Annotated in this window: 18 protein-coding genes and 1 pseudogene; 4 read left to right on the forward strand and 15 right to left on the reverse strand. The window is 44.8% G+C overall.

Annotated elements, in window-relative coordinates; genetic code table 11:
* Positions 1–118: 118 nt before the first annotated feature.
* The 3 genes from ACED46_RS14135 to sodB all read right to left on the reverse strand — a co-directional run bounded on the left by ACED46_RS14135 (position 119) and on the right by sodB (position 2416).
* Positions 119–802, reverse strand: a complete 684-nt coding sequence (locus tag ACED46_RS14135; protein ID WP_371721735.1) for an SDR family oxidoreductase — start codon at positions 800–802, stop codon at positions 119–121.
* A 278-nt stretch (positions 803–1080) separates the two neighbouring features.
* The gene (locus tag ACED46_RS14140) at positions 1081–1584 is read right to left on the reverse strand and encodes a VC2046/SO_2500 family protein (RefSeq protein ID WP_276202729.1); all 504 of its coding nucleotides are present in this window, start codon (positions 1582–1584) and stop codon (positions 1081–1083) included.
* A gap of 247 nt (positions 1585–1831) precedes the next feature.
* Positions 1832–2416, reverse strand: coding sequence for a superoxide dismutase [Fe] (sodB, locus tag ACED46_RS14145; RefSeq protein ID WP_004734050.1), 585 nt, complete (start codon positions 2414–2416; stop codon positions 1832–1834).
* Positions 2417–2685: 269 nt separating this feature from the next.
* On the opposite strand from sodB, the gene ACED46_RS14150 reads away from it, so the two are divergent.
* Complete coding sequence (locus ACED46_RS14150) at positions 2686–3024, forward strand: Grx4 family monothiol glutaredoxin (RefSeq protein WP_004741702.1); 339 nt, start codon at positions 2686–2688, stop codon at positions 3022–3024.
* Between the two features lie 98 nt (positions 3025–3122).
* Complete coding sequence (locus tag ACED46_RS14155; protein ID WP_017061180.1) at positions 3123–3752, forward strand: DsbA family protein; 630 nt, start codon at positions 3123–3125, stop codon at positions 3750–3752.
* A gap of 190 nt (positions 3753–3942) precedes the next feature.
* Here the strand turns inward: ACED46_RS14155 and ACED46_RS14160 are convergent, their stop codons facing one another.
* Positions 3943–5268 carry a Na+/H+ antiporter family protein gene (locus ACED46_RS14160; protein WP_371721736.1) on the reverse strand — a complete coding sequence of 442 codons (1326 nt, stop codon included), beginning with the start codon at positions 5266–5268 and terminating at the stop codon, positions 3943–3945.
* A 65-nt stretch (positions 5269–5333) separates the two neighbouring features.
* Positions 5334–5978, reverse strand: coding sequence for a ribonuclease T (gene rnt, locus ACED46_RS14165; protein WP_371721737.1), 645 nt, complete (start codon positions 5976–5978; stop codon positions 5334–5336).
* A 188-nt stretch (positions 5979–6166) separates the two neighbouring features.
* On the opposite strand from rnt, the gene ACED46_RS14170 reads away from it, so the two are divergent.
* Positions 6167–7048 (forward strand): OmpA family protein, encoded by an 882-nt coding sequence (locus ACED46_RS14170; protein WP_017063457.1) that lies wholly within the window; start codon positions 6167–6169, stop codon positions 7046–7048.
* Positions 7049–7143: 95 nt separating this feature from the next.
* Here the strand turns inward: ACED46_RS14170 and ACED46_RS14175 are convergent, their stop codons facing one another.
* Positions 7144–7578 carry a DUF2753 domain-containing protein gene (locus tag ACED46_RS14175; RefSeq protein WP_371721738.1) on the reverse strand — a complete coding sequence of 145 codons (435 nt, stop codon included), beginning with the start codon at positions 7576–7578 and terminating at the stop codon, positions 7144–7146.
* A gap of 199 nt (positions 7579–7777) precedes the next feature.
* On the reverse strand, positions 7778–8194 hold the full coding sequence (gene gloA, locus ACED46_RS14180; protein ID WP_004734046.1) for a lactoylglutathione lyase: 417 nt from the start codon (positions 8192–8194) through the stop codon (positions 7778–7780).
* A gap of 842 nt (positions 8195–9036) precedes the next feature.
* Between gloA and ACED46_RS14185 the strand changes: the two are divergent.
* Positions 9037–11789, forward strand: a pseudogene (locus tag ACED46_RS14185) (cation-translocating P-type ATPase).
* Between the two features lie 158 nt (positions 11790–11947).
* Here ACED46_RS14185 and nth read toward each other — a convergent pair.
* From nth to ACED46_RS14225, 8 genes are all read right to left on the reverse strand, one after another.
* Entirely contained in the window at positions 11948–12616 is a 669-nt protein-coding gene (gene nth / locus ACED46_RS14190; protein ID WP_371721739.1) for an endonuclease III, read from the reverse strand.
* A gap of 164 nt (positions 12617–12780) precedes the next feature.
* Complete coding sequence (locus ACED46_RS14195) at positions 12781–13473, reverse strand: electron transport complex subunit E (protein WP_012603531.1); 693 nt, start codon at positions 13471–13473, stop codon at positions 12781–12783.
* Complete coding sequence (gene rsxG, locus ACED46_RS14200) at positions 13473–14102, reverse strand: electron transport complex subunit RsxG (protein ID WP_017061171.1); 630 nt, start codon at positions 14100–14102, stop codon at positions 13473–13475. Before rsxG ends, ACED46_RS14195 begins: the two co-directional genes overlap by 1 nt.
* A gap of 13 nt (positions 14103–14115) precedes the next feature.
* On the reverse strand, positions 14116–15162 hold the full coding sequence (gene rsxD, locus ACED46_RS14205; protein WP_371721740.1) for an electron transport complex subunit RsxD: 1047 nt from the start codon (positions 15160–15162) through the stop codon (positions 14116–14118).
* On the reverse strand, positions 15162–17801 hold the full coding sequence (gene rsxC / locus ACED46_RS14210) for an electron transport complex subunit RsxC (RefSeq protein WP_371721741.1): 2640 nt from the start codon (positions 17799–17801) through the stop codon (positions 15162–15164). Before rsxC ends, rsxD begins: the two co-directional genes overlap by 1 nt.
* Before the next feature lie 7 nt (positions 17802–17808).
* The gene (rsxB, locus tag ACED46_RS14215; RefSeq protein ID WP_102398539.1) at positions 17809–18402 is read right to left on the reverse strand and encodes an electron transport complex subunit RsxB; all 594 of its coding nucleotides are present in this window, start codon (positions 18400–18402) and stop codon (positions 17809–17811) included.
* 2 nt (positions 18403–18404) lie between these two features.
* Positions 18405–18983, reverse strand: coding sequence for an electron transport complex subunit RsxA (gene rsxA / locus ACED46_RS14220; RefSeq protein ID WP_004734039.1), 579 nt, complete (start codon positions 18981–18983; stop codon positions 18405–18407).
* A gap of 269 nt (positions 18984–19252) precedes the next feature.
* Positions 19253–20257 carry a substrate-binding domain-containing protein gene (locus ACED46_RS14225; RefSeq protein ID WP_136973536.1) on the reverse strand — a complete coding sequence of 335 codons (1005 nt, stop codon included), beginning with the start codon at positions 20255–20257 and terminating at the stop codon, positions 19253–19255.
* Positions 20258–20389 lie beyond the last annotated feature (132 nt).

Below are 20389 nucleotides of genomic sequence, written 5' to 3' on the forward strand. Positions count from 1 at the left end.
ATTTCACAATAATTCATCAATCTTAATTAGATCACATTTTTACTTTAATTGGTATGAGAGGCAATAGCTCTGCTACTTAATATGAGCTGAGCCAGTCATGTTCAATTGGAATAGGGAGTTAAACCTCTGCCGCGACAACTCGCCCACTGAAGTAGTCATTCGAGACAATGTATTCGGTTGTTCTGGTCAGCTCGTCTTGCAGCTGCGCCCAGTGACATCGGTTGAGCTTGCCATCGGAGTTATGAACGGCGGGAACAACGCCACCGACTCGAATGCCAAAGGGAGTCAGCTCTTTCGCCCAACTATGGGTAAAGCCAGTGATCATTGAGTTTGCGCTCTCTAAGCCAGACACATCGTGAAAGTCATCATGAGATATCACATTCACAATCACGCCTTCCTTATCTTCCTCTCGCAATCTCTCAGCATTGATTTGCCCAAATGCGAACAGGGTCGATGCCATCGATGAGAGATCATTAATAAAGCTGCTCACAGGCTGATCGCCAATTAGGCTAGGCATTGGGGAGCTTATCCAGTTATTGACCAGCACATCGGGTGTCGTGTTGAAGGTGGTTTGAATAAAATCATATACGCTGAGAATCGCTTGGCTGTCATTGCCTTTGAGCGTGTAGTGGTAAACAGAGTCAGAAAACCGGGCACACTGTAGATACGTCGCTTTAAGTGCTTCCGTGTCTTTATCACAAAGGATGACGGTGGCTCCAAGGTTAACAAAGTGGTTCGCAATCGCCCCCCCCAGTCGCGAGCCGGCAGATGTCACCAATATGATTGAGCTTTTTATTTCCATCCCAGTACCTAAACAAATCGTCCATGTCGGATAAGGATGGGTTAAAATTTATACAATGGGTGTGAATTGGTTCAAACTAAGGTGTGCCAATTAATAAGTTTTTATGAACTTAGTGGCACGTCACATTTTGTAGTAACTTCAAGCGGTAACCGACATCAGGTGTTTTTAGGTTGCCTAAGGCTAGTGGTTCATATCATTCGTGTGAATACTTTGAAGTGTGCGAGTTAGTCGAAGAAGAGCTATGGATAGACAGCGAAAAAGGGAAAGGTAGGTGATCGCTATACTTGAGCTTGAATTTGATACCGACGTTGCGCGGTGGTTAGCTCATTGTAGAGCGTGGCATGTGGCAAATCAGGTAAATGCTTGTTTGCGAGTTTGCGTCGGTCATGACCAGAAAGGTTTTGGTAAACCTCTTCGGGTAAGTCGGCTGTATCTTCAGGCATGAAGGCAAGCGCTTCAGGTTTCAAGTAATGGCTGAGTTTGGCGCTGGCAAGGCTAGCTTGATGAAAATGATTAGATTGCTGAGCTGAAATCTCATATGAAGACTGGTTTGAACGCAGTTGTTGAGGTTCTGCTACGCCAAATTGTTTGCGCAGGCGATCTTCATTTGTCTCTGTGATTTCAATGGTGTCAATTGGCGTGCAATCACGGACATCATTAGAAAACATAGATAATAGCAACGCGAAATCTGCACGGCGACCTTGCTCAACCGCTTGGCTGATCCCGATGCCGAACTTCAGTTCGTTGATGATTCCTGCTTTGTCTAAAGTATGTATTTGCATGTCGCCTCTCATTGGATACACCTTTAACGGCATGGAGTCGGCAAACTTTAGTGTTTAATTACAGGCAAATAGAGAATTTATGTAGGGTTGGGAAGAAGGCTATCAATAGTTCGAGAAGTAAGCGCTATTGGCGGGTTTATTACGAAATGTTTAGATTTTGTGGAACACGACAGATACAAAAAAGCTCACGCCGAGGCATGAGCTTTCAATAGATAACTCGCTATAAATAGCGCAGCGTAAGCAATAATTACTTAGCTAGGTTCTCTTCTACGAAAGACCAGTTTACTAGGTTCCAGAATGCAGCCATGTAGTCAGGGCGAACATTGCGGAAATCGATGTAGTAAGCGTGTTCCCATAGGTCAACAGTTAGAAGTGGAGTAACACCTTCTTCTGTTAGAGGAGTAGCAGCGTTAGAAGTGTTAACGATGTCTAGAGAACCGTCAGCTTTCTTAACTAACCAAGTCCAAGAAGAACCGAAGTTGTTGATTGCTGAATCAGTGAATTTCGCTTTGAATTCTTCGAAAGAACCGAATGCAGCGTTGATAGCTTCTGCAACAGCGCCAGTTGGTTCGCCGCCCGCTTTAGGAGCAAGACAGTGCCAGTAGAACGTGTGGTTCCAGATTTGAGCAGCGTTATTGAAAACACCACCAGTAGAAGTCTTAACGATCTCTTCTAGTGTTTTGCCTTCAAACTCAGTACCTGGGATAAGGCCGTTTAGCTTAACAACGTAAGTGTTGTGGTGCTTGCCGTGGTGGAAATCTAGCGTTTCTGCTGAGATGTGTGGTTCTAGCGCGTCTTTCGCGTAAGGAAGAGCCGGTAGTTCAAATGCCATTGCTCAATTCTCCATTGATATGAAAGAGTTAACTCTTTCGATTGCTTCCAGTGATATTATTATTCATGGCTCGCTATACTGCCAACCATGGTCAATTTGCTGACTTGCGATATAGTTTAGCAAGTTTTTACTTTATTAAAAGCTTATTTCATTACTTTTGTGTGAATTGTTAGCTTAGCTTGTTAACCGCTTTTTTTATATGGTTTTTATTCTTTTAGTTTGGGGTAGAATAAAGGCAATAAAAGCCGTAATCCATTAACGAGGAAGCAATGGAAACTATCGATAAAATCAAACAGCAAATTGAAGAAAACACTATTCTACTGTACATGAAAGGTTCTCCTAAGCTACCTAGCTGTGGTTTCTCTTCTCAAGCGTCTCAAGCTCTAATGGCATGTGGCGAAAAATTTGCTTACGTAGATATCCTACAAAACCCTGATATCCGTGCAGAGCTTCCTGCTTACGCACAGTGGCCAACTTTCCCACAACTTTGGGTTGAAGGTGAGCTAATCGGTGGTTGTGACATCATTCTTGAGATGTTCCAAAAAGGCGAACTTCAGCCAATCATCAAAGAAGCAGCGGCTAAAGTTGCTGGCGATGACGCTGAATAAGTTCTAGCCTTTGCGCTGAATAGTTAAAATGAGGGGCCTTAATCAGGCTCCTTTTTTGTTTGAATTGATCGAATCATTGACTCGATAAGGAATGAACAATGAACGTAAAACTTCATTATGTGCATGATCCAATGTGCAGCTGGTGTTGGGGTTACAAGCCAACACTTGAGTTATTGAAACAACAATTGCCTGCGAGCATTGAGTTTAACTATGTAGTGGGTGGTTTGGCCCCGGATTCTGATGAGCCAATGTCAGAAGAGATGAAAGGCAAGCTGCAAGCGATTTGGAAGCAGATCGAAGCTAAGTTGGGTACTGAGTTTAACCATGATTTTTGGACAGAGTGCCAACCTGTTCGCAGTACTTACCCTGCGTGCCGTGCCGTGATTGCTGCAGGTTTTCAAGACCACTACGAAGCGATGCTTGAAGCGATTCAACATGCTTACTACCTTCGTGCGATGTTGCCACATAGCCAAGACACACATTTGCAGTTGGCTGAAGAGCTAGGTATGAATGTTCAACAGTTTGAAAATGACCTTTCTAGCAAGTTATTGGAAAGTGAGTTAGATGACCAGCTAGGCTTTAAAGAAGCGATGGGTGTATTTTCTTACCCGACCTTAATGCTTGAAGTGAACGGCATCTTTAGTGAAGTTGAATTGGATTATCATTCAACGGAAGCGACGCTTAAGTCTATTCGCGAAATTTTAGTGAGTAATGCTCCCGCTGCGTAATTCAGCGAGAGTCATCTGTATTCGCAATGATTTCTAAGGCTTACTCATCAGAGTAAGCCTTTTTTGTTTGGTGTCGCTAGTTCAATGAGAGTGAGCGGAAGGAAGAGTAGAATGAATCTCAGAGACAAAAAAGACCGCACGAGGCGGTCTTTATAAAAGTGAGTGTAGGGCTCTTTAACTACAAACCTAATTACAGAACCATGGCTGCAATCCAACCGAATACGATCAGTGGGATGTTGTAGTGCAGGAATGTTGGAACTACGGTTTCCCATACGTGCTCGTGTTGACCATCAGCATTTAGACCAGACGTTGGACCTAATGTTGAGTCAGAAGCCGGAGAGCCCGCATCACCAAGTGCAGCAGCTGTACCTACTAGAGCGATTGTTGCCATTGTCGAGAAGCCAAATGCTGCTGCTAGTGGAACGTAGATAGTTGCAAGGATTGGAATCGTAGAGAACGAAGAACCAATGCCCATAGTAACCAATAGACCAACAATTAGCATAAGTAGTGCTGCTAGAGGCTTGTTGTCGCCGATGCTTGTTGAAAGTGCTTCAACCAAAGATTCAACGCCACCTGTTTGCTTCATAACTGCCGCGAAACCTGCTGCTGCAATCATGATGAAACCGATCATTGCCATCATGTGAACGCCCTTGGTGAAGACATCTTGTGTCTCTTTCCAAGCAATAACGCCACCGAAGGTAAATACCATGAAACCCGCTAGAGCACCGATGATCATAGAGCCAGTCGATAGTTGAACTGTTAGCGCTGCTACGATACCAGCTGCTGCTACTAGGATGTGCTTCTTGTTGATCTCTTTCACTTCTGTTGAAACAACAGTGTGAGAGGTTTCTTTGTATTGGCGAGGCTTACGGTAAGTAAAGAATACTGCAGTAAGAAGACCGAAGATCATGCCCGCAGCGGGTAACAACATCGCCATTGGCACTTGGCTTGCTACTACGTTTTCAAGACCATTGTCGTGAAGGTTTTTAAGCAGAATGTTGTTTAGGAAGATGCCACCAAAACCAATCGGTAGCACCATGTAAGGTGTAATCAGACCAAAAGTAAGTACACACGCAACTAGACGGCGGTCTAGGTTCATTTTTGCGAATACGCCTAGTAGAGGTGGGATTAAGATTGGGATGAAGGCGATATGTACTGGAATCACGTTTTGCGAAGACATGGTCACTAAGATCAACGACGCAAGCATGCCGTATTTAAGACCAGTCGATGCCGCACTGTTCTCTTTGCCGTGAATGCGTTTGATAACACTTTGAGCAAGGAGATCTGTGATACCAGAACGTGAGATAGCAACAGCGAATGTACCAAGCATAGCGTAGCTAAGTGCAATCGTTGCACCGCCGCCTAATCCACTTTCGAAAGCCGCGACTGCGTCGTTCAAGCTCATACCAGAGGCTACGCCACCGATAATTGCACTGAACGTCAGAGCAACGACTACGTTTACGCGCATCAAAGCTAAAACAAGCATGATGCAAACTGAAATTACAACAGGATTCATATTATTCTCGGGATGTTGTGTTTTTTATGAAGGCAATACGAAAAAACGTTTACCGACTCTATTTTTTATTCTTCGTCAACAAGAGGCCAACCACCAAGGGTTTTCCATTTGTTTACAATGCCGCAAAATAACTCTGTGGTTTTTTGCGTATCATACAAAGCAGAGTGTGCTTCTTTGTTGTCAAATTCCATCCCTGCAGTGCGGCAAGCTTTAGCCAAAACGGTTTGACCGTAGGCAAGACCACTAAGAGCTGCAGTGTCAAAAGTAGCAAATGGATGGAAAGGGACGCGTTTAAGCTTACAGCGCTCACTTGCCGCATTAACGAAGTTCAAATCGAATGTAGCGTTGTGAGCAACCATGATTGCGCGACTGCAATCTGAAGCTTTTTGTTCTTTTCTCACTAGCTTGTAGATTTCTTTAAGGGCTTCTTGTTCCGACACAGCACCACGTAATGGGCTAAATGGGTCTTTAATTCCGTTAAAGTCTAATGCTGCCTGCTCTATATTTGCGCCTTCAAAAGGCTCAATGTGAAAATGAAGCGTTGATGCAGGGTGCAGATCTCCGTTCTCATCCATTTTTAATGTAATGGCACAGATTTCTAATAATGCATCGGTTTCAGCGTTAAACCCTGCGGTTTCCACGTCGATGACCACTGGAAAATAGCCGCGAAAGCGTTTTTTTAGGGTCAGAGCTTCGTTTTCTACAGTCATGTTAGCCCAAATAAGTGTGATTAAGGCTGCATTATTGCAGATAATAGCAGTGATAAAAACTAGGGAAGGGCAATAAATCTTAAATTACCCAACCCATTACGGCTTGATAATTGCATATTTAAACGTGAGAGAAAAATGCGGCAATTGGCTGCATTGTTAAACGAATTGCTTAAGAGATACTCCACTTTATGAAGAAACAACTCATAACAGGTTCAATGCTATTTTCGCTACTTGTGTCGTCATCGGTCATGGCACAAGAAAAGCGTTACGGAGCATCTCCTCAACAGTCGACATGGGAGATGGTAGCCAACACGCCACTTGAATGTCGCTTGGTCCACCCAATTCCAAACTTTGGTGATGCTGAGTTCTCATCTCGCGCGAGTAAAAAAATCATTTTGGACTTTGAGCTTAAAATGCGCCGTCCAATGGGTGCGACGCGCAATGTAAGCTTGATCTCTATGCCGCCACCTTGGCGTCCGGGTGAAAGTGCTGATCGTATGACAACCATTAAGTTCTTCCAGCAATTTGACGGCTATGTCGGCGGTCAAACAGCTTGGGGCATCTTGAGTGAGTTGGAGAAAGGGCGTTATCCGACATTCAGCTACCAAGAGTGGCAGAGCCGAGATCAACGTATCGAAGTGTCGTTGTCGTCGGTGTTGTTCCAAGAAAAATACAATGTGTTCAGTGACTGTGTTGCTAACCTGCTGCCTTACAGCTTTGAAGATATCTCTTTCACTATTTTGCATTACGACCGCAACAGCGACCAGCTGAACAAGTCGTCGCGCAAAAGGCTGAGCCAGATTGCCGATTACGTTCGCTATAACCAAGACATCGACCTTGTGCTGGTGGCAACGTACACCGACTCTGTCGACAGCAAAGGGATTAGCCAAAACCTTTCAGAGCGCAGAGCAGAATCGTTAAGAGAGTACTTCAAATCTCTAGGCCTGCCAGAAGATCGTATCCAAGTGCAAGGCTATGGCAAGCGTCGTCCGATTGCGGACAATAACTCGCCAATTGGTAAAGATAAGAACCGACGTGTTGTGATCTCTTTAGGTCGCACACAGGTTTAAGCTAAACAACAGCTTGTTTTGAAATGACAAAGCCCGTCTTGATGACGGGCTTTTTTATGTTTTAAATTTGGAGTCGTTGTTTTAACGGAACTTGTTTAATTCAAGCGGAAGCGGGCGATCATTTCACAGTTGGTCACGGTATCGATCTTTTCCACCATAGAGGCAATTTTAGGGTTTGGGTGGCGTTTCATGAAATCGATCAGCGCTTTCTTACAGCAACCAATAGAATCGATAAAGCTTGAACATTGAGTATTAGGGCACTGAGGGATCAGTGTGAGTACCTTTTCAGAAGCCAGTTGAAGATACTTGAGCTCGTATTCAGTGTCGCCAGCCCAACGCCAGAATTGAGCAAGATTGTGGCAAGAAATCACCGAAATCAGTAACCGCTCATCGGCTTGAATATCGGTGCGTTCTGTAATTTCTTCACTTAAGTTCAAAGCCTGCTGATAATGAAGAATACTTCGTACAGGATCGTCGAGCTGCAATGCAGTATCGGCAAGTAACGTGTGTTTTTCCCATTCGCTAATCATTGTATTACCTCACTAATCAATAGGTGGTTAATTTAAATGATAATCATTATCATGTAAAGTTTCATCAATGAGATTGTTAAGAATAATTGGTGAAGCATATCGATTATGGGGAGAGTGATAAAAAAGAAGCGAGCATAGTGCTCGCTTCTTTTTTATTTCATCAGGCGTTCAAACTCAACTTCTCAAAGAGGTTAAGGAATTAACCTTCTAGACCTGCGCTTGCTTGTTTGTTCTGAATCAGCTCAATCATGTAGCCATCAGGATCTTTAACGAACGCAATGTGTGTAGAGCCGCCTTTAACCGGACCCGCTTCTCGCGTTACGTTGCCGCCAGCTGCTTTAATCGCATCACACGTTGTGTAGATGTCATCAACACCGATAGCAACGTGACCAAAAGCAGAGCCAAGATCGTATTCCGTGGTGCCCCAGTTGTAAGTCAGCTCAATCACTGCGCCTTGAGATTCGTCGCCAAAGCCAACGAAAGCCAGTGTGTATTCGTACTCTTTGTTTTCGTTCTTACGTAATAGCTGCATGCCCATTACATTGGTGTAGAACTCGATAGACTTGTCTAGATCACCCACGCGTAGCATGGTGTGTAAAATACGACCGTTTGACATGATTTGCTCCTAGCTTGTTATTGGTTGTTTCTTTTATAGCACTATATATGAGCAAGCTCATAAGCAACACCAAAGAGATGATGAGTTTGGTCATATTTTCTTATTCTCATCATCTATCTTACTCTCCCCCTCTGCCTTTTTTCTTATTTGTATTACAAGAAATTAAATAGCGACGGCCTTATTAATTTGTCAGTCACTAGCGCTTAATTCGCAGTTTTGCATAAATAGTAAGTTTGAGTGTTGGTCTTTTTTGTAATGGCCAAGAATGGCCTTGGTTGTTGAATTGTGACTTATATCTCCATCTTGTTGCTGATTTCCTTTCGTTTTTACAATTGGCATCTAACTTTCCATTTTATCAATTTATGATTACGCCAACATCTCCCTGTTTATAGAAAGGTTATTCCGATGTTTTACTTCGTTATTAAGGAGTTTTCGATAAAATACGCTGATAACCAATGGTTTTTACGAAAGTGCAAAGGGTGTCTATTTTTTGTGCTTATCTTTTTTAAACAATAGTTTGGGCTTGTATTGTTTGTTTTATGTTTTATGTTTTATGTTTTATGTTTTATGTTTTATGTTTTATGTTTGATGTTTGATGTTTGATGTTTGATGTTTGATGTTTGATGTTTGATGTGGTTGTGTTTTCAAAGTAGTTGTCAAGTGTGTATCAAGTGTATCTTTTGCGATCTTTGCTAAATAGACAATCCTTACTATATAGTTTTTCAAGCGCACCAAATCGACTAAATATTCACTTTTGATTTGTGCGATTTTTCTATCACATAAGAATAAGTATTATTTTATTACATTAGCCTCGGCGTGAGGCATTGATGTGGAGTACTCAAATGACGAGTAAATGGTTTACACAACAAAGTTCAGATGTTTTAAACGAACTGAACGCAGATCAAACGACAGGTTTATTAACTTCTGAAGCGGATGCACGCTTAGAGAAGCACGGCACTAACGAACTGACTGCACAAGAGTCAGCTTCTGCGTGGGAACTGTATATTCATCAATATAAAAACCCACTGATTTTTATTCTAGCTGTTGGTGCAATCGTTTCTTGGTCTACTGGCCACGCGATTGATGCTATTGCTATTGCAGTGATTATCCTTATCAATACTGGTATCGCGTTCTGGCAAGAATTTAAAGCTCAGAAAGGGATGGAAGCGCTAAAAGAAATGGCAGCTCCAGAAGCCGAAGTGATGCGCGATGGTAAATGGATCAGTGTTCCAGCTAAAACCCTCGTTCCTGGTGACATCATCAAAATTAATACTGGCGATATTCTGCCTGCTGATGTTCGTATTCTTGAGTCAAACCGTCTGACGGTAGATGAGGCTGCACTGACCGGTGAATCTGAGCCAGTGAATAAGCAGTCTGAACGCCTTGAAGATGAGACCCTTGGTCTTGGCGATCAGAAAAACATGGGCTTCATGACAACAATCGTGACTACAGGTACAGGCCTTGCTGTGGTAACAAGCACAGGTATGCAAACTGAAGTTGGTCACATCGCTGATATGATGAACCAAACGGAAGAGACGAAAACACCAATGCAAGAGCGTATGGACACCATCGCACTCGCATTATTGGTTGTTGCTCTTGTGGTTGTTGCTATTGTTTGTGCTATCGGTGTTTACCACGGTATGCCATGGTTAGAAATCCTAACAACAGGTATCTCTTTATCGGTTGCCGCTATTCCTGAAGGTTTACCAACGGTGGTTACTATCGTATTAACGATGGGCTCGACTAAGATGGTTAAGAATAATGCTTTGGCTAAACAGCTAGCAGCAATGAAACGCTTGGTTCTACAACCGTTATCTGTTCAGATAAAACCGGTACGCTAACACAAAACCAAATGCAGGTGATGAAAGCGTACGATGTGTCTGGTCGTTACTGGGATGTGTCAGGTAAAGGTTTTGATCCTAAGGGTGAATTCATTACCAAAGGTCACAATGTCGAAGCGACAAACAGCCCTGCAATGATGAAAGGTCTTGTTGTTGCAACGCTTTGTAACGATGCTGAATATGTAAATGCTGATGGTAAATGGACGGTTCGTGGCAACCCGACAGAAGGTGCACTAATTGTTGCAGCTGCAAAAGCAGGTCTTAAACAAGATGAAATGCTATCAACGGGTGGCTACTCAATCGTTAAGAAGTTCCCGTTCGATTCTGGTCGTAAGATGGCTTCTGTTATCGTTCGTGACCCACAAGGTAAGCACTTCCTAGCATTGAAAGGTGCGCCAGATGTTGTTCTTGGTAAATCAACCAGCTTCATGGTTGACGGTGGTTTCGTACCAACGGTTGGCTGTGAAGTTTCAGGCAACTTGGCTCTCGATACCGCACCGTCTCAAGAGCTTCATTTAAACTTTGAAGCGGCAATCCAAACCTTTGGTGGTGATGCTCTGCGTACACTTGCCGTTGGTTTCCGTGAATTAAAAGAAGAAGAGCTTGAGTTAGATTTCCCTGAGCTTGAAAAAGACGTCAGCATCCTGGGTATCTATGGCATCATGGATCCACCACGCCCAGAAGTACGCGATGCAGTAAATAGCTGTTATAGCGCTGGTGTTCGTACGGTAATGATTACCGGTGACCACGCAGTCACGGCAGCAGCGATTGCTCGTGAAATCGGAATCATCCGTAGCGAAGGCGATCTAGTGGTAACGGGTGCTGAGCTTGACCAAATGGATGACGAGAAGCTGTTGTCTATCTGTTCTCAGGTTGCAGTATTTGCCCGTGTTACTCCAGAGCACAAGCTGCGTATCGTAAAAGCGCAGCAAGAGAACAATGAAGTTGCCTCTATGACCGGTGACGGCGTGAACGATGCGCCAGCACTGCGTCGTGCAGACATTGGTGTTGCGATGGGTATTACAGGTACGTCTGTTGCGAAAGACTCAGGTGACCTTATCCTGTTGGATGACAACTTCAGTACTATCGTGAAGGCGGTACGTCAGGGTCGTCAAATTTTCGATAACCTACGTAAGTTTATCCGCCAAGTACTTACAGCGAACGTGGGTGAGGTTTCGGTAATCCTATTTGCATTCCTACTCATGGGACCAGATGTAGTACTTCCGCTAACTCCACTAATGATTTTATGGGTTAACCTCGTTTCTGATGGTCTACCAGCACTCGCACTCGGTGTTGAGCCAGAAGAGAAAGATCTCATGGAGCGTAAGCCAGGCAAACGTGACCAAGGCTTCTTCTCTAATGGTCTAGGCGCTCGTATCCTAACTCGTGGTCTCGCATTAGGTGGTCTAAGCTTTGTGACATTCTCTTACGCACTCGACGGTGGTTACAGTGCTCAATACGCACAAACCGTTGCGTTTTTAACACTGATCTTTGCTCAACTTTGGAGCTTGTTCGATGCACGTACGTTTACAACGATTTATCGTAAGAATCCGTTCACTAACCACTACCTACTTGGTGCGGTGGCAGTATCGGCTATCTTGTCTTTAAGCGTTGTGTACACAAGCTTCGGTCAGTTGGTATTCAGCACAGAAGCGCTAGAGTTTAATCACTTAATATCGTTAATCTTCATTGCAGCAGTACCAACATTTGTTCTATCTGCTATCAAAGAAGTGACTAAAGTGGAGTTTATCTAAGACAGACTTCTTAGCTAAATAATTGAATCCCGCCATAAAAGGCGGGATTTTTTATGCCTGTTGTCTTGGGAACGCAGAATTAGAAGTGAAAACTTATGTAGAGGCGGATTCTAGAGAGTGGCAATAAAAAAGCAGCGCTTTAAGCGCTGCCGTATTGATTAATCGTTGTGAACGGAAAGACTAATCTTCGCTCTTTTCTTTGAATTTCTTTTATATTCACAGAGGTCTTCAATGATACAGCTGCCACAGCGTGGTTTACGTGCGACACAGGTGTAACGTCCATGAAGAATGAGCCAATGGTGGACATCCAGTTTGAATTCTTTTGGGATAACTTTAAGTAGTTTTGCTTCGACATCGTCGACGGTTTTACCCATCGCTAGCTTAGTGCGGTTTGATACACGATAGATGTGAGTATCAACGGCAATGGTTGGCCAACCGAATGCGGTATTTAACACTACGTTTGCTGTTTTACGACCGACACCTGGAAGGGCTTCTAATGCAGCGCGATCTTCCGGTACTTCACCATTATGTAGGTCAAGCAGCATACGACACGTTTTGATGGTGTTTTCTGCTTTTGAGTTAAATAGGCCGATGGTCTTGATATACTCTTTTAAGCCATCAACACCTAGGTCGAAAATTGCTTGCGGAGTGTTGGCTAAAGGGTACAGCTTATCCGTCGCCTTGTTCACGCTGACATCGGTTGCTTGTGCAGACAATAGAACGGCAATCAGCAGCTCGAATGGGCTGTTCCAGTTAAGCTCAGTCTCTGGCTTTGGATTGTTTTCTCTTAAACGCTCAAGTATTTCTACTCGTTTTACATTGTTCATAGCGACATTACTTTCAAATAGTTAGGGCATGAAGCTTGGATTGCTTCTGCTTTATCATCGGTTACGCGCTCTTATGAGCGTCATTATTATATGTACTGTTTAGATCTGATTTCCCCCGCTGAGTGGTGGAGCTAACTCAGCGAGGTTTAAGCTAATTTAACTTATTAGGCATTGGTAACGCGAGCGCGTTCAATGACTGGTTTTTCTTGTTTTGGTTGTCTAGATTTTGCTTGGTTATCGATGATATTTTTCAAAGCAATTAAGAAACCAACACCAATGAAGGCACCCGGTGGAAGCAGGGCTAACAAGAAGCTGTTATCAAATTGGAATATCTGGATTCGTAACACAGAAGCCCAGTCACCAAGCAGCAGGTCTGCGCCATCAAATAGGGTTCCGTTACCAATAATCTCACGCATCGCACCTAACACGACCAATACTGATGTCATGCCTAGACCCATCCAGAAACCATCTTGAGCCGCAGGTAGCACTTCATTCTTTGAAGCGAAGGCTTCCGCACGACCAATGATGATGCAGTTGGTTACGATCAGCGGGATGAAGATACCCAAAGAGAGGTAAAGCCCATAGGCGTAAGCGTTCATCAGCAATTGAACACAGGTTACTAGCGAGGCAATGATCATTACGAATACTGGGATACGTACTTCTTTTGGCACATGGTTACGAACCAAAGAAACAGAAACGTTTGAGCCGACCAGTACAAGCAAGGTAGCAATACCTAGCCCAAGTGCGTTAGTGACTGTTGACGATACAGCCAGCAGCGGACATAACCCAAGAAGTTGTACTAGGGCAGGGTTATTGGCCCACATGCCATTTTTGATCAGTGTTTTATGGTCACTCATTATTCACCACCACAATTTAGAGGTTGAGCAAGCAATGCTTGGTTGTTTTGGTTAACGTACTGGACCGCTTGTTTGACTGACTTCACGACTGCTCTTGGCGTGATAGTAGCGCCAGTAAACTGGTCAAAATCACCACCGTCTTTACGAACCTTCCAACGGTCTAGATTAGAATCCGTCACTTGCTTACCTGCAAACGAAAGAATCCAATCACTCACACGCAGATCAATCTTATCACCCAAGCCCGGAGTCTCTTGGTGAGAAAGCACGCGAGTACCTAAAATAGTACCGTCAGTTTTCATTCCAACAATGACTTTAATCGCGCCATTGTAGCCGTCTGGTGCAATCGCTTCGATCGCAATCGCGCTTGGCTCACCATTAAGCTTAGCAATGTAAGCCGGCATCGCTTGCTCAGTACCAAGCTCTTCTGCTTGAACCAAAGTACAAGACGAAAACAGCTCGTTGTCGTGCTGATCGTGTGGGATCACTTGGTTAAGAACAGACAGTAACTGAGCCTGTTCTTGTTGTTTGATCTGATCTTTGGTCAGGTAGTGAGTTACCGCGACCAAACCCGTCGAAGCACACGCAAAAATCGCGAGTACAAGGCCGTTTTTCTTAATTGCATTTAGCATGGTATCCGCTCCCTTAGTGACCGTATGTGCGAGGTTTGGTGTAGTAGTCAATCAGTGGAACACACATGTTGGCTAACAATACAGCAAACGCCACGCCATCAGGGAAACCACCCCAACTGCGGATGATAAAGACTAAACCGCCGATCAGAGCGCCAAACACTAAGCGACCTTTGACTGTCGTGGATGCTGAAACTGGGTCGGTTGCAATAAAGAATGCACCAAGCATAGTCGCGCCAGACAGAAGGTGAATGGTTGGAGAAGCGGTTTCACCAGGAGTGAGCACTAAGAACACTAAGCTAAACAGAGTAAGACTGCCGATGAAAGCCACAGGGATATACCATTGAATAACACGTTGCTTAATCAGCACTAAACCGCCGATTAGGTAAGCAAGGTTTACCCACTCCCAGCCTACGCCAGCTAACCAACTAAATTGAGGTTGAGATAGTGCTTCTGAGGCAGTATTGCCTGCCGTTAATGCCGTTTTGAATGCATCAAGCGGCGTCGCCATTGTGGTGCCATCAATGCCAAGGCGTGCTTGTTGCAGAGACAAACCTTCGTTATTGAAGCCAGTAAAGATCATCAAGAATGAGTCAATAAAGCTTGTTGCTTCTGCTATCAGGCTCGCGGGAGCATTCCAACTGGTCATTTGAACTGGGAATGAAATCAGCAAAACAACGTAAGCGACCATCGCAGGGTTAAATGGGTTCTGCCCTAGGCCGCCGTATAAGTGTTTCGCGATAATAATAGCGAAGAACATACCAATGACGAGGATCCACCACGGAGAGTGTGGGGGAATCGCGACACTCAGTAGCCAAGCGGTTACAACAGCACTGTAATCACGCAGTGCCATTACTGGCGGGCGTTTTCTCAATAGCATGACGGCTGCTTCAAAGGTAACAGCAAGTGCAATAGCAAATACTAACTGGATGAGGGTACCCCATCCAAAGAAGTAGGTTTGAGCTAGTAGACCTGGCAATGCACAAATAGCCACCCATTTCATTAGATCTGGGGTGCTTCTACGGCTATGCGCGTGCGGTGAGCTGGCGATAAAGAAGGCCACTACTCTTTCTCCTCATTGTTCTTTTTATCTAGCTCTTGCTGGGCTTTTTTCGCTTTAGCACGAGCGATAGCTGCAGCAACAGCAGCTTTCTTCGGATCGACCTGTTCAGATTGAGTATCAGTTTCTACTTCAACTACTGGTTCAGATGTTTCTGCTTGCTTAGCTTGCTGTGCTTTTTTTGCTTTAGCACGGGCTATAGCGGCAGCAACTGCGTCTTTCTTAGCATCGCCAGAACTTCCAGCTTCAGTTTCAACTGCAGGTTCAGGAGCTTCGGTTGTTTCTTGTGTCGCTTGCTGTGCTTTCTTAGCCTTAGCGCGAGCGATGGCCGCAGCAACAGCAGCTTTCTTAGGGTCGACTTGCTCCGATTGAGTCTCGGTTTCAACTTCAACCACTGGTTCAGATGTTTCTGCTTGCTTCGCTTGCTGGGCTTTTTTGGCTTTAGCACGAGCGATAGCGGCAGTAACAGCATCTTTCTTGGCATCGCCGGATTTTTCAGCAGGAGCTTCAGCAGCAGATTCAGCTTGTTGAGCTTTCTTGGCTTTAGCACGAGCAATGGCCGCAGCGACAGCATCTTTCTTAGCATCGCCAGAGCTTTCAACAGGAGCATCCGAAGCAGATTCCGCTTGCTGTGCTTTCTTCGCTTTAGCGCGAGCAATCGCAGCAGCAACGGCGTCTTTCTTTGTATCGCCTGAGCTTTCAGCTGGAGCGTCGGAAGTAGATTCAGCTTGTTGAACTTTCTTGGCTTTAGCACGTGCAATAGCCGCAGCAACTGCGTCTTTCTTGGCGTCGCCAGAGCTTTCTGCCGGAGCCTCAGAAGCTGATTCAGCTTGTTGAGCTTTCTTCGCTTTAGCGCGAGCAATCGCAGCAGCAACGGCGTCTTTCTTCGTATCGCCTGAGCTTTCTGCAGGAGTATCGGCTGCTGCTTGTTGTGCCTTGCGCTCTCTCGCTTGACGCTTGCGCTCTTCACGCAGTTTAGACATTTCAGAGTTGTCTGGTTCAGCGCCTTCCGCTTTTTGAGCTGCAGCTTGTTTCGCTTTTGCCTTCGCAATAGCGGCAGCAACCGCAGGTTTCACTGCTGGTTCTTCATTCGGAGCCTGATCCGCAGCGGCTTTTTGTGCTTTAACACGAGCAATCGCAGCAGCAATAGCATCATCACCGCCGGATGTTTTCATATCTTTACGGCGGTTATCTGCGGCTTTTTTAAAGCGGTTTTCACGTTCGGCTTTATCACGCTCCATACGAGCGTTCTTCTCTTCAAAACGAATCTTGGCGCGTTCTGCAGCAGCGGCTTCATCTTTTCGAGTTTTGATTTCAGCTTTTGCTTGGCGATAGTACTGAACAAGAGGGATTTCGCTTGGGCAGACAAATGCACATGCACCACATTCAATACAGTCTTTAATATTTAGCTCTTCACACTTATCCAACTCGTTGGCTTTGGCGTGCCATTGCAGTTGTTGAGGAAGTAGAGACGCAGGGCAAGCTTCAGCACATGCGCTGCAACGGATACATTCCATCTCGTAAGTGCTTGGTGAGATCTCACGACGCGTTGGCGCCAAAATACAGTTCGACGTTTTGGTGATTGGCACATTGGCATGCGGCAAGGTAAAGCCCATCATCGGGCCGCCCAAAATTAAACGCGGCAGTTTTTTATCTGCTTTGTAGCCAAACTCTTCAAGTAACTCATGTACTGGTGTGCCTAATAGCGCCCAAACGTTACGAGGTTGCTTAAAGGTTTTACCGGTTAATGTCACAACGCGGTTAACCACAGGTTCGCCGTCAATTACCGCTCGCTTAATCGAGTAAAGAGAGCCGACGTTCTGAACCAAAACACCAATGTCTGCAGGAATGCCGCCAGCTGGAACCTCTTTGTTGGTGAGGATCTTGATAAGTTGCTTCTCACCACCAGAAGGGTATTTGGTTGGGATAACGCGAATGACGATATCTTTGTCTTTCGCTGCAATCTCAAGTGCTTTTATCGCATCTGGTTTGTTGTCTTCAATGCCGATAACCGTCAGCTTTGGTTGAAGAATGTGTTCAACCACTTCGATGCCGTTTAATACTTCGTCGGCATGTTCTTGAAGCAACTTGTCATCAGAGGTGATGTAAGGTTCACATTCCGCAGCGTTGACGATCAAAATGTCGGTACGACCTAAGCCTGATTGAAGCTTCTTAGCCGTAGGGAAACCTGCGCCGCCCATGCCTGAAATACCAGCTTGGCGAATCACATCAAGCAGTTCGTCAGAAGTCTTTGTCGAAAAATCTTCAACTGGATTTTTTTCAATCCAAGTGTCTAGGCCATCAGGTTTAATAACCACGCATATTTCGCTCAAGCCTGAAGGGTGAGCGGTAGTTCGCGGTTCGATAGCGGTAATCACACCCGATGTTGGTGCGTGTACTGGCAAAGTAAAACCTGTGTCTAAGGCCGTAAGTTGCTGACCTTTTAACACAGTGTCGCCAGCAGCAACCAATAGGTTCCCCGGCTTACCGATGTGCTGTTTCACAGGAAGAACGATTTCTTCTGGAAGCCTTGCATGGACGATATCAGTAGTATTCGACTGTTTCTTGTTTTCAGCAGGGTGCACGCCACCAGGGAAGTTCCAAATAGAGCCCGTGCGAATTTGTTCAATTAAAGAGATCATACTAACCCTATGCTTTAGGCTCTGACGCAGTCGCATCAGTCGCTTGGTTAGTGATATCAGTAAAAGGGATGATGTTCATCTGCCATTTCCAATTTTCAGTCGTTGTTGCCACTGGAATCATTTCAATACAGTCAGTAGGGCACGGTGCGACACATAGATCACAACCTGTACATTCATCTTTAATTACTGTGTGCAGTGCCTTGGTGCCACCAACAATGGCGTCAACAGGGCAGGCTTGAATACACTTGGTACAGCCGATACACATATCTTCGTGAATGAAGGCAACGGTTTTTACTTTGTTATCTAAGTCATGAGCGGAGTCTTCAACTTCTACGCCCATTAAATCTGCTAGCTTCTCAATGGTTGCTTGGCCGCCCGGAGGACATTTGTTGATCTTGTCTCCGTTAGCGATCGCCTCTGCGTATGGGCGACAGCCAGGGTAGCCACACTGGCCACATTGAGTTTGCGGTAAAATGGTGTCGATTTGATCGACGATAGGATCAGCTTCAACTTTAAAACGGATAGAAGCAAAGCCCAAAATAGCGCCAAAAACAGCGGCTAAAACGGCTAGCGCAATGATCGCAATTAAAATGGTACTCATGTTTATTTCACCAACCCAGTAAAGCCCATGAATGCCAGAGACATTAGGCCTGCTGTGATCATCGCAATCGATGCGCCTTTGAATGGCATTGGAACATCAGCAACCGCAATACGTTCACGCATTGCAGCAAATAAGATCAATACAAGAGAGAAACCCACCGCTGCGCCGAAACCATAGATGATCGACTGAATGAAGTTGTGGTTTTCATTGATGTTCAGAAGTGCCACACCTAATACCGCACAGTTGGTGGTGATAAGAGGCAGAAAGATACCCAGCAGGCGATAAAGAGTCGGGCTGGTTTTGTGAACGACCATTTCCGTAAATTGAACAACCACCGCGATAACCAAGATGAAACTCATGGTACGCAGGTATTCAATACCCAGAGGGGTAAGGATGTAGGTTTCTACTAGGTATGCAGAGACCGACGCTAACGTTAGAACGAAAGTCGTCGCGAGGCCCATGCCAATCGCAGTCTCCAGTTTCTTGGAGACTCCCATAAATGGACATAGTCCTAAAAACTTCACTAGCACAAAGTTATTGACCAGCACTGTGCCAACCAACAACAAAAGGTATTCGGTCATAATGGATTAATTCTTGAGATTCCGATCCCGATATTATCCTGCTTTGCTCACCTAATAACAACCAAGGATCACTAGGGATTTAGACACTTGGTGAAAAAATCAACGGGTAACCGTTTGATTAAGATGGATCAGGTTAAGTATAGGTGGGTATTTGCGGGGAATGAAAAATAAGATTAACTCAATGATAACTCATCGAATCAATCCTATTTTCTTTGTTGTAAAAAGTGTCGAGGAACGAAATGACTTAGTCTTTATGAACCTGAGCTTTCTCAATTAATGTTTCGAACAGAGGCTCTGCGCACCAAAATTGGCATAAATAGCTTATGTTCCGTGTGTTCTTTTGGCTCGTCACTTGCGAGTTGCAGAGAGAGCTTAACCGCTTGATTAGCCATGACTTGAATTGGGTAACGAATGGTGGTCAATCGAGGGTAGATGAAGCGAGCAATGTGGCCGTCATCAAACCCAATAACTGATATATCTTCTGGAATACGAACGCCATTTTCTTGTAATAACGCCAAACAGCCTGCTGCCATGTAGTCGTTATACGTGGCAATGGCTGTGATATCTGTGTTTTTTGCCATTAAGTTAACCATGGCTTGCTCACCGCCTAGCTCGTCAGGTTCACCATATTCGATGTACTCATCGTTCGATTCAATACCGTGATCTTTCAATGCATCCAAATAGCCACCTAAGCGGTCGTGAGCATCTTCAATATCGTGACTCGAGCAGATGTAGCCAATGTGCTTGTGGCCGTTTTTAATCAAATACTCAGTCGCGATGTAAGAGCCGCGGCGGTTGTCGAGAGCAATACAGCGGTGTTCGATATCGGGAACAATTCGGTTGATGAGAACTAAGCCGGGCACTTCATTGGCTAGCTTAACCAATTCTTCGTCGCTAATGCCTTTGCTATGAACCACGAGTGATTCGCAGCGGCTGTTGATCAGCAAGTTAATCGCATTACGCTCTTTGGTCGCGTCATGGTAGCCGCTGCCAATCAGTAGCTGCTTTTCTTGCTCACTTGCCACGGTATCAATGGCTTTGATCATCGAGCCGAAGAACGGGGCAGAAACATCATTAACCAGTACACCAATCGCGTTTGAAGATTTGCTGACCAATGCACGGGCGTTGGCATTTGGGCGATAGCCGAGTTTTTCCATAGCGGCTTTTACCGCCGCAATTGCGGTTTCACTGGTGTGAGGTGCATTGTTGATTACTCGAGAGGTGGTCGCGATTGATACGCCTGCTTCCTTCGCAACATCTTTAATGGTAGCCATTCCGCTCTCTTATTCTGAATATAATGCTGTGTGCTAGTGGTTGAACATTTAACTACGGATAGTTAGGCAATTCAAATATTAAACATCAAATATGACGAGGTTTGATGGTTTATTTTTGATTGGCTGACTAGT

It is taken from the genome of Vibrio sp. 1S139 (assembly GCF_041439475.1).
GTDB lineage: Bacteria > Pseudomonadota > Gammaproteobacteria > Enterobacterales > Vibrionaceae > Vibrio > Vibrio crassostreae_C.

Excerpts from the sequence above, each read along its gene's own strand:
- sodB (WP_004734050.1), bottom strand. The coding sequence starts at position 2,416 with ATGGCATTTGAACTACCGGCTCTTCCTTACGCGAAAGACGCGCTAGAA.
- ACED46_RS14135 (WP_371721735.1), bottom strand. The coding sequence starts at position 802 with ATGGAAATAAAAAGCTCAATCATATTGGTGACATCTGCCGGCTCGCGA.
- ACED46_RS14150 (WP_004741702.1), top strand. The coding sequence starts at position 2,686 with ATGGAAACTATCGATAAAATCAAACAGCAAATTGAAGAAAACACTATT.
- rsxC (WP_371721741.1), bottom strand. The coding sequence starts at position 17,801 with ATGATCTCTTTAATTGAACAAATTCGCACGGGCTCTATTTGGAACTTC.
- ACED46_RS14160 (WP_371721736.1), bottom strand. The coding sequence starts at position 5,268 with ATGAATCCTGTTGTAATTTCAGTTTGCATCATGCTTGTTTTAGCTTTG.
- ACED46_RS14225 (WP_136973536.1), bottom strand. The coding sequence starts at position 20,257 with ATGGCTACCATTAAAGATGTTGCGAAGGAAGCAGGCGTATCAATCGCG.
- ACED46_RS14140 (WP_276202729.1), bottom strand. The coding sequence starts at position 1,584 with ATGCAAATACATACTTTAGACAAAGCAGGAATCATCAACGAACTGAAG.
- rsxG (WP_017061171.1), bottom strand. The coding sequence starts at position 14,102 with ATGCTAAATGCAATTAAGAAAAACGGCCTTGTACTCGCGATTTTTGCG.
- rsxB (WP_102398539.1), bottom strand. The coding sequence starts at position 18,402 with ATGAGTACCATTTTAATTGCGATCATTGCGCTAGCCGTTTTAGCCGCT.
- ACED46_RS14195 (WP_012603531.1), bottom strand. The coding sequence starts at position 13,473 with ATGAGTGACCATAAAACACTGATCAAAAATGGCATGTGGGCCAATAAC.
- ACED46_RS14155 (WP_017061180.1), top strand. The coding sequence starts at position 3,123 with ATGAACGTAAAACTTCATTATGTGCATGATCCAATGTGCAGCTGGTGT.
- rnt (WP_371721737.1), bottom strand. The coding sequence starts at position 5,978 with ATGACTGTAGAAAACGAAGCTCTGACCCTAAAAAAACGCTTTCGCGGC.
- gloA (WP_004734046.1), bottom strand. The coding sequence starts at position 8,194 with ATGTCAAACGGTCGTATTTTACACACCATGCTACGCGTGGGTGATCTA.
- rsxA (WP_004734039.1), bottom strand. The coding sequence starts at position 18,983 with ATGACCGAATACCTTTTGTTGTTGGTTGGCACAGTGCTGGTCAATAAC.
- ACED46_RS14170 (WP_017063457.1), top strand. The coding sequence starts at position 6,167 with ATGAAGAAACAACTCATAACAGGTTCAATGCTATTTTCGCTACTTGTG.
- nth (WP_371721739.1), bottom strand. The coding sequence starts at position 12,616 with ATGAACAATGTAAAACGAGTAGAAATACTTGAGCGTTTAAGAGAAAAC.
- ACED46_RS14175 (WP_371721738.1), bottom strand. The coding sequence starts at position 7,578 with ATGATTAGCGAATGGGAAAAACACACGTTACTTGCCGATACTGCATTG.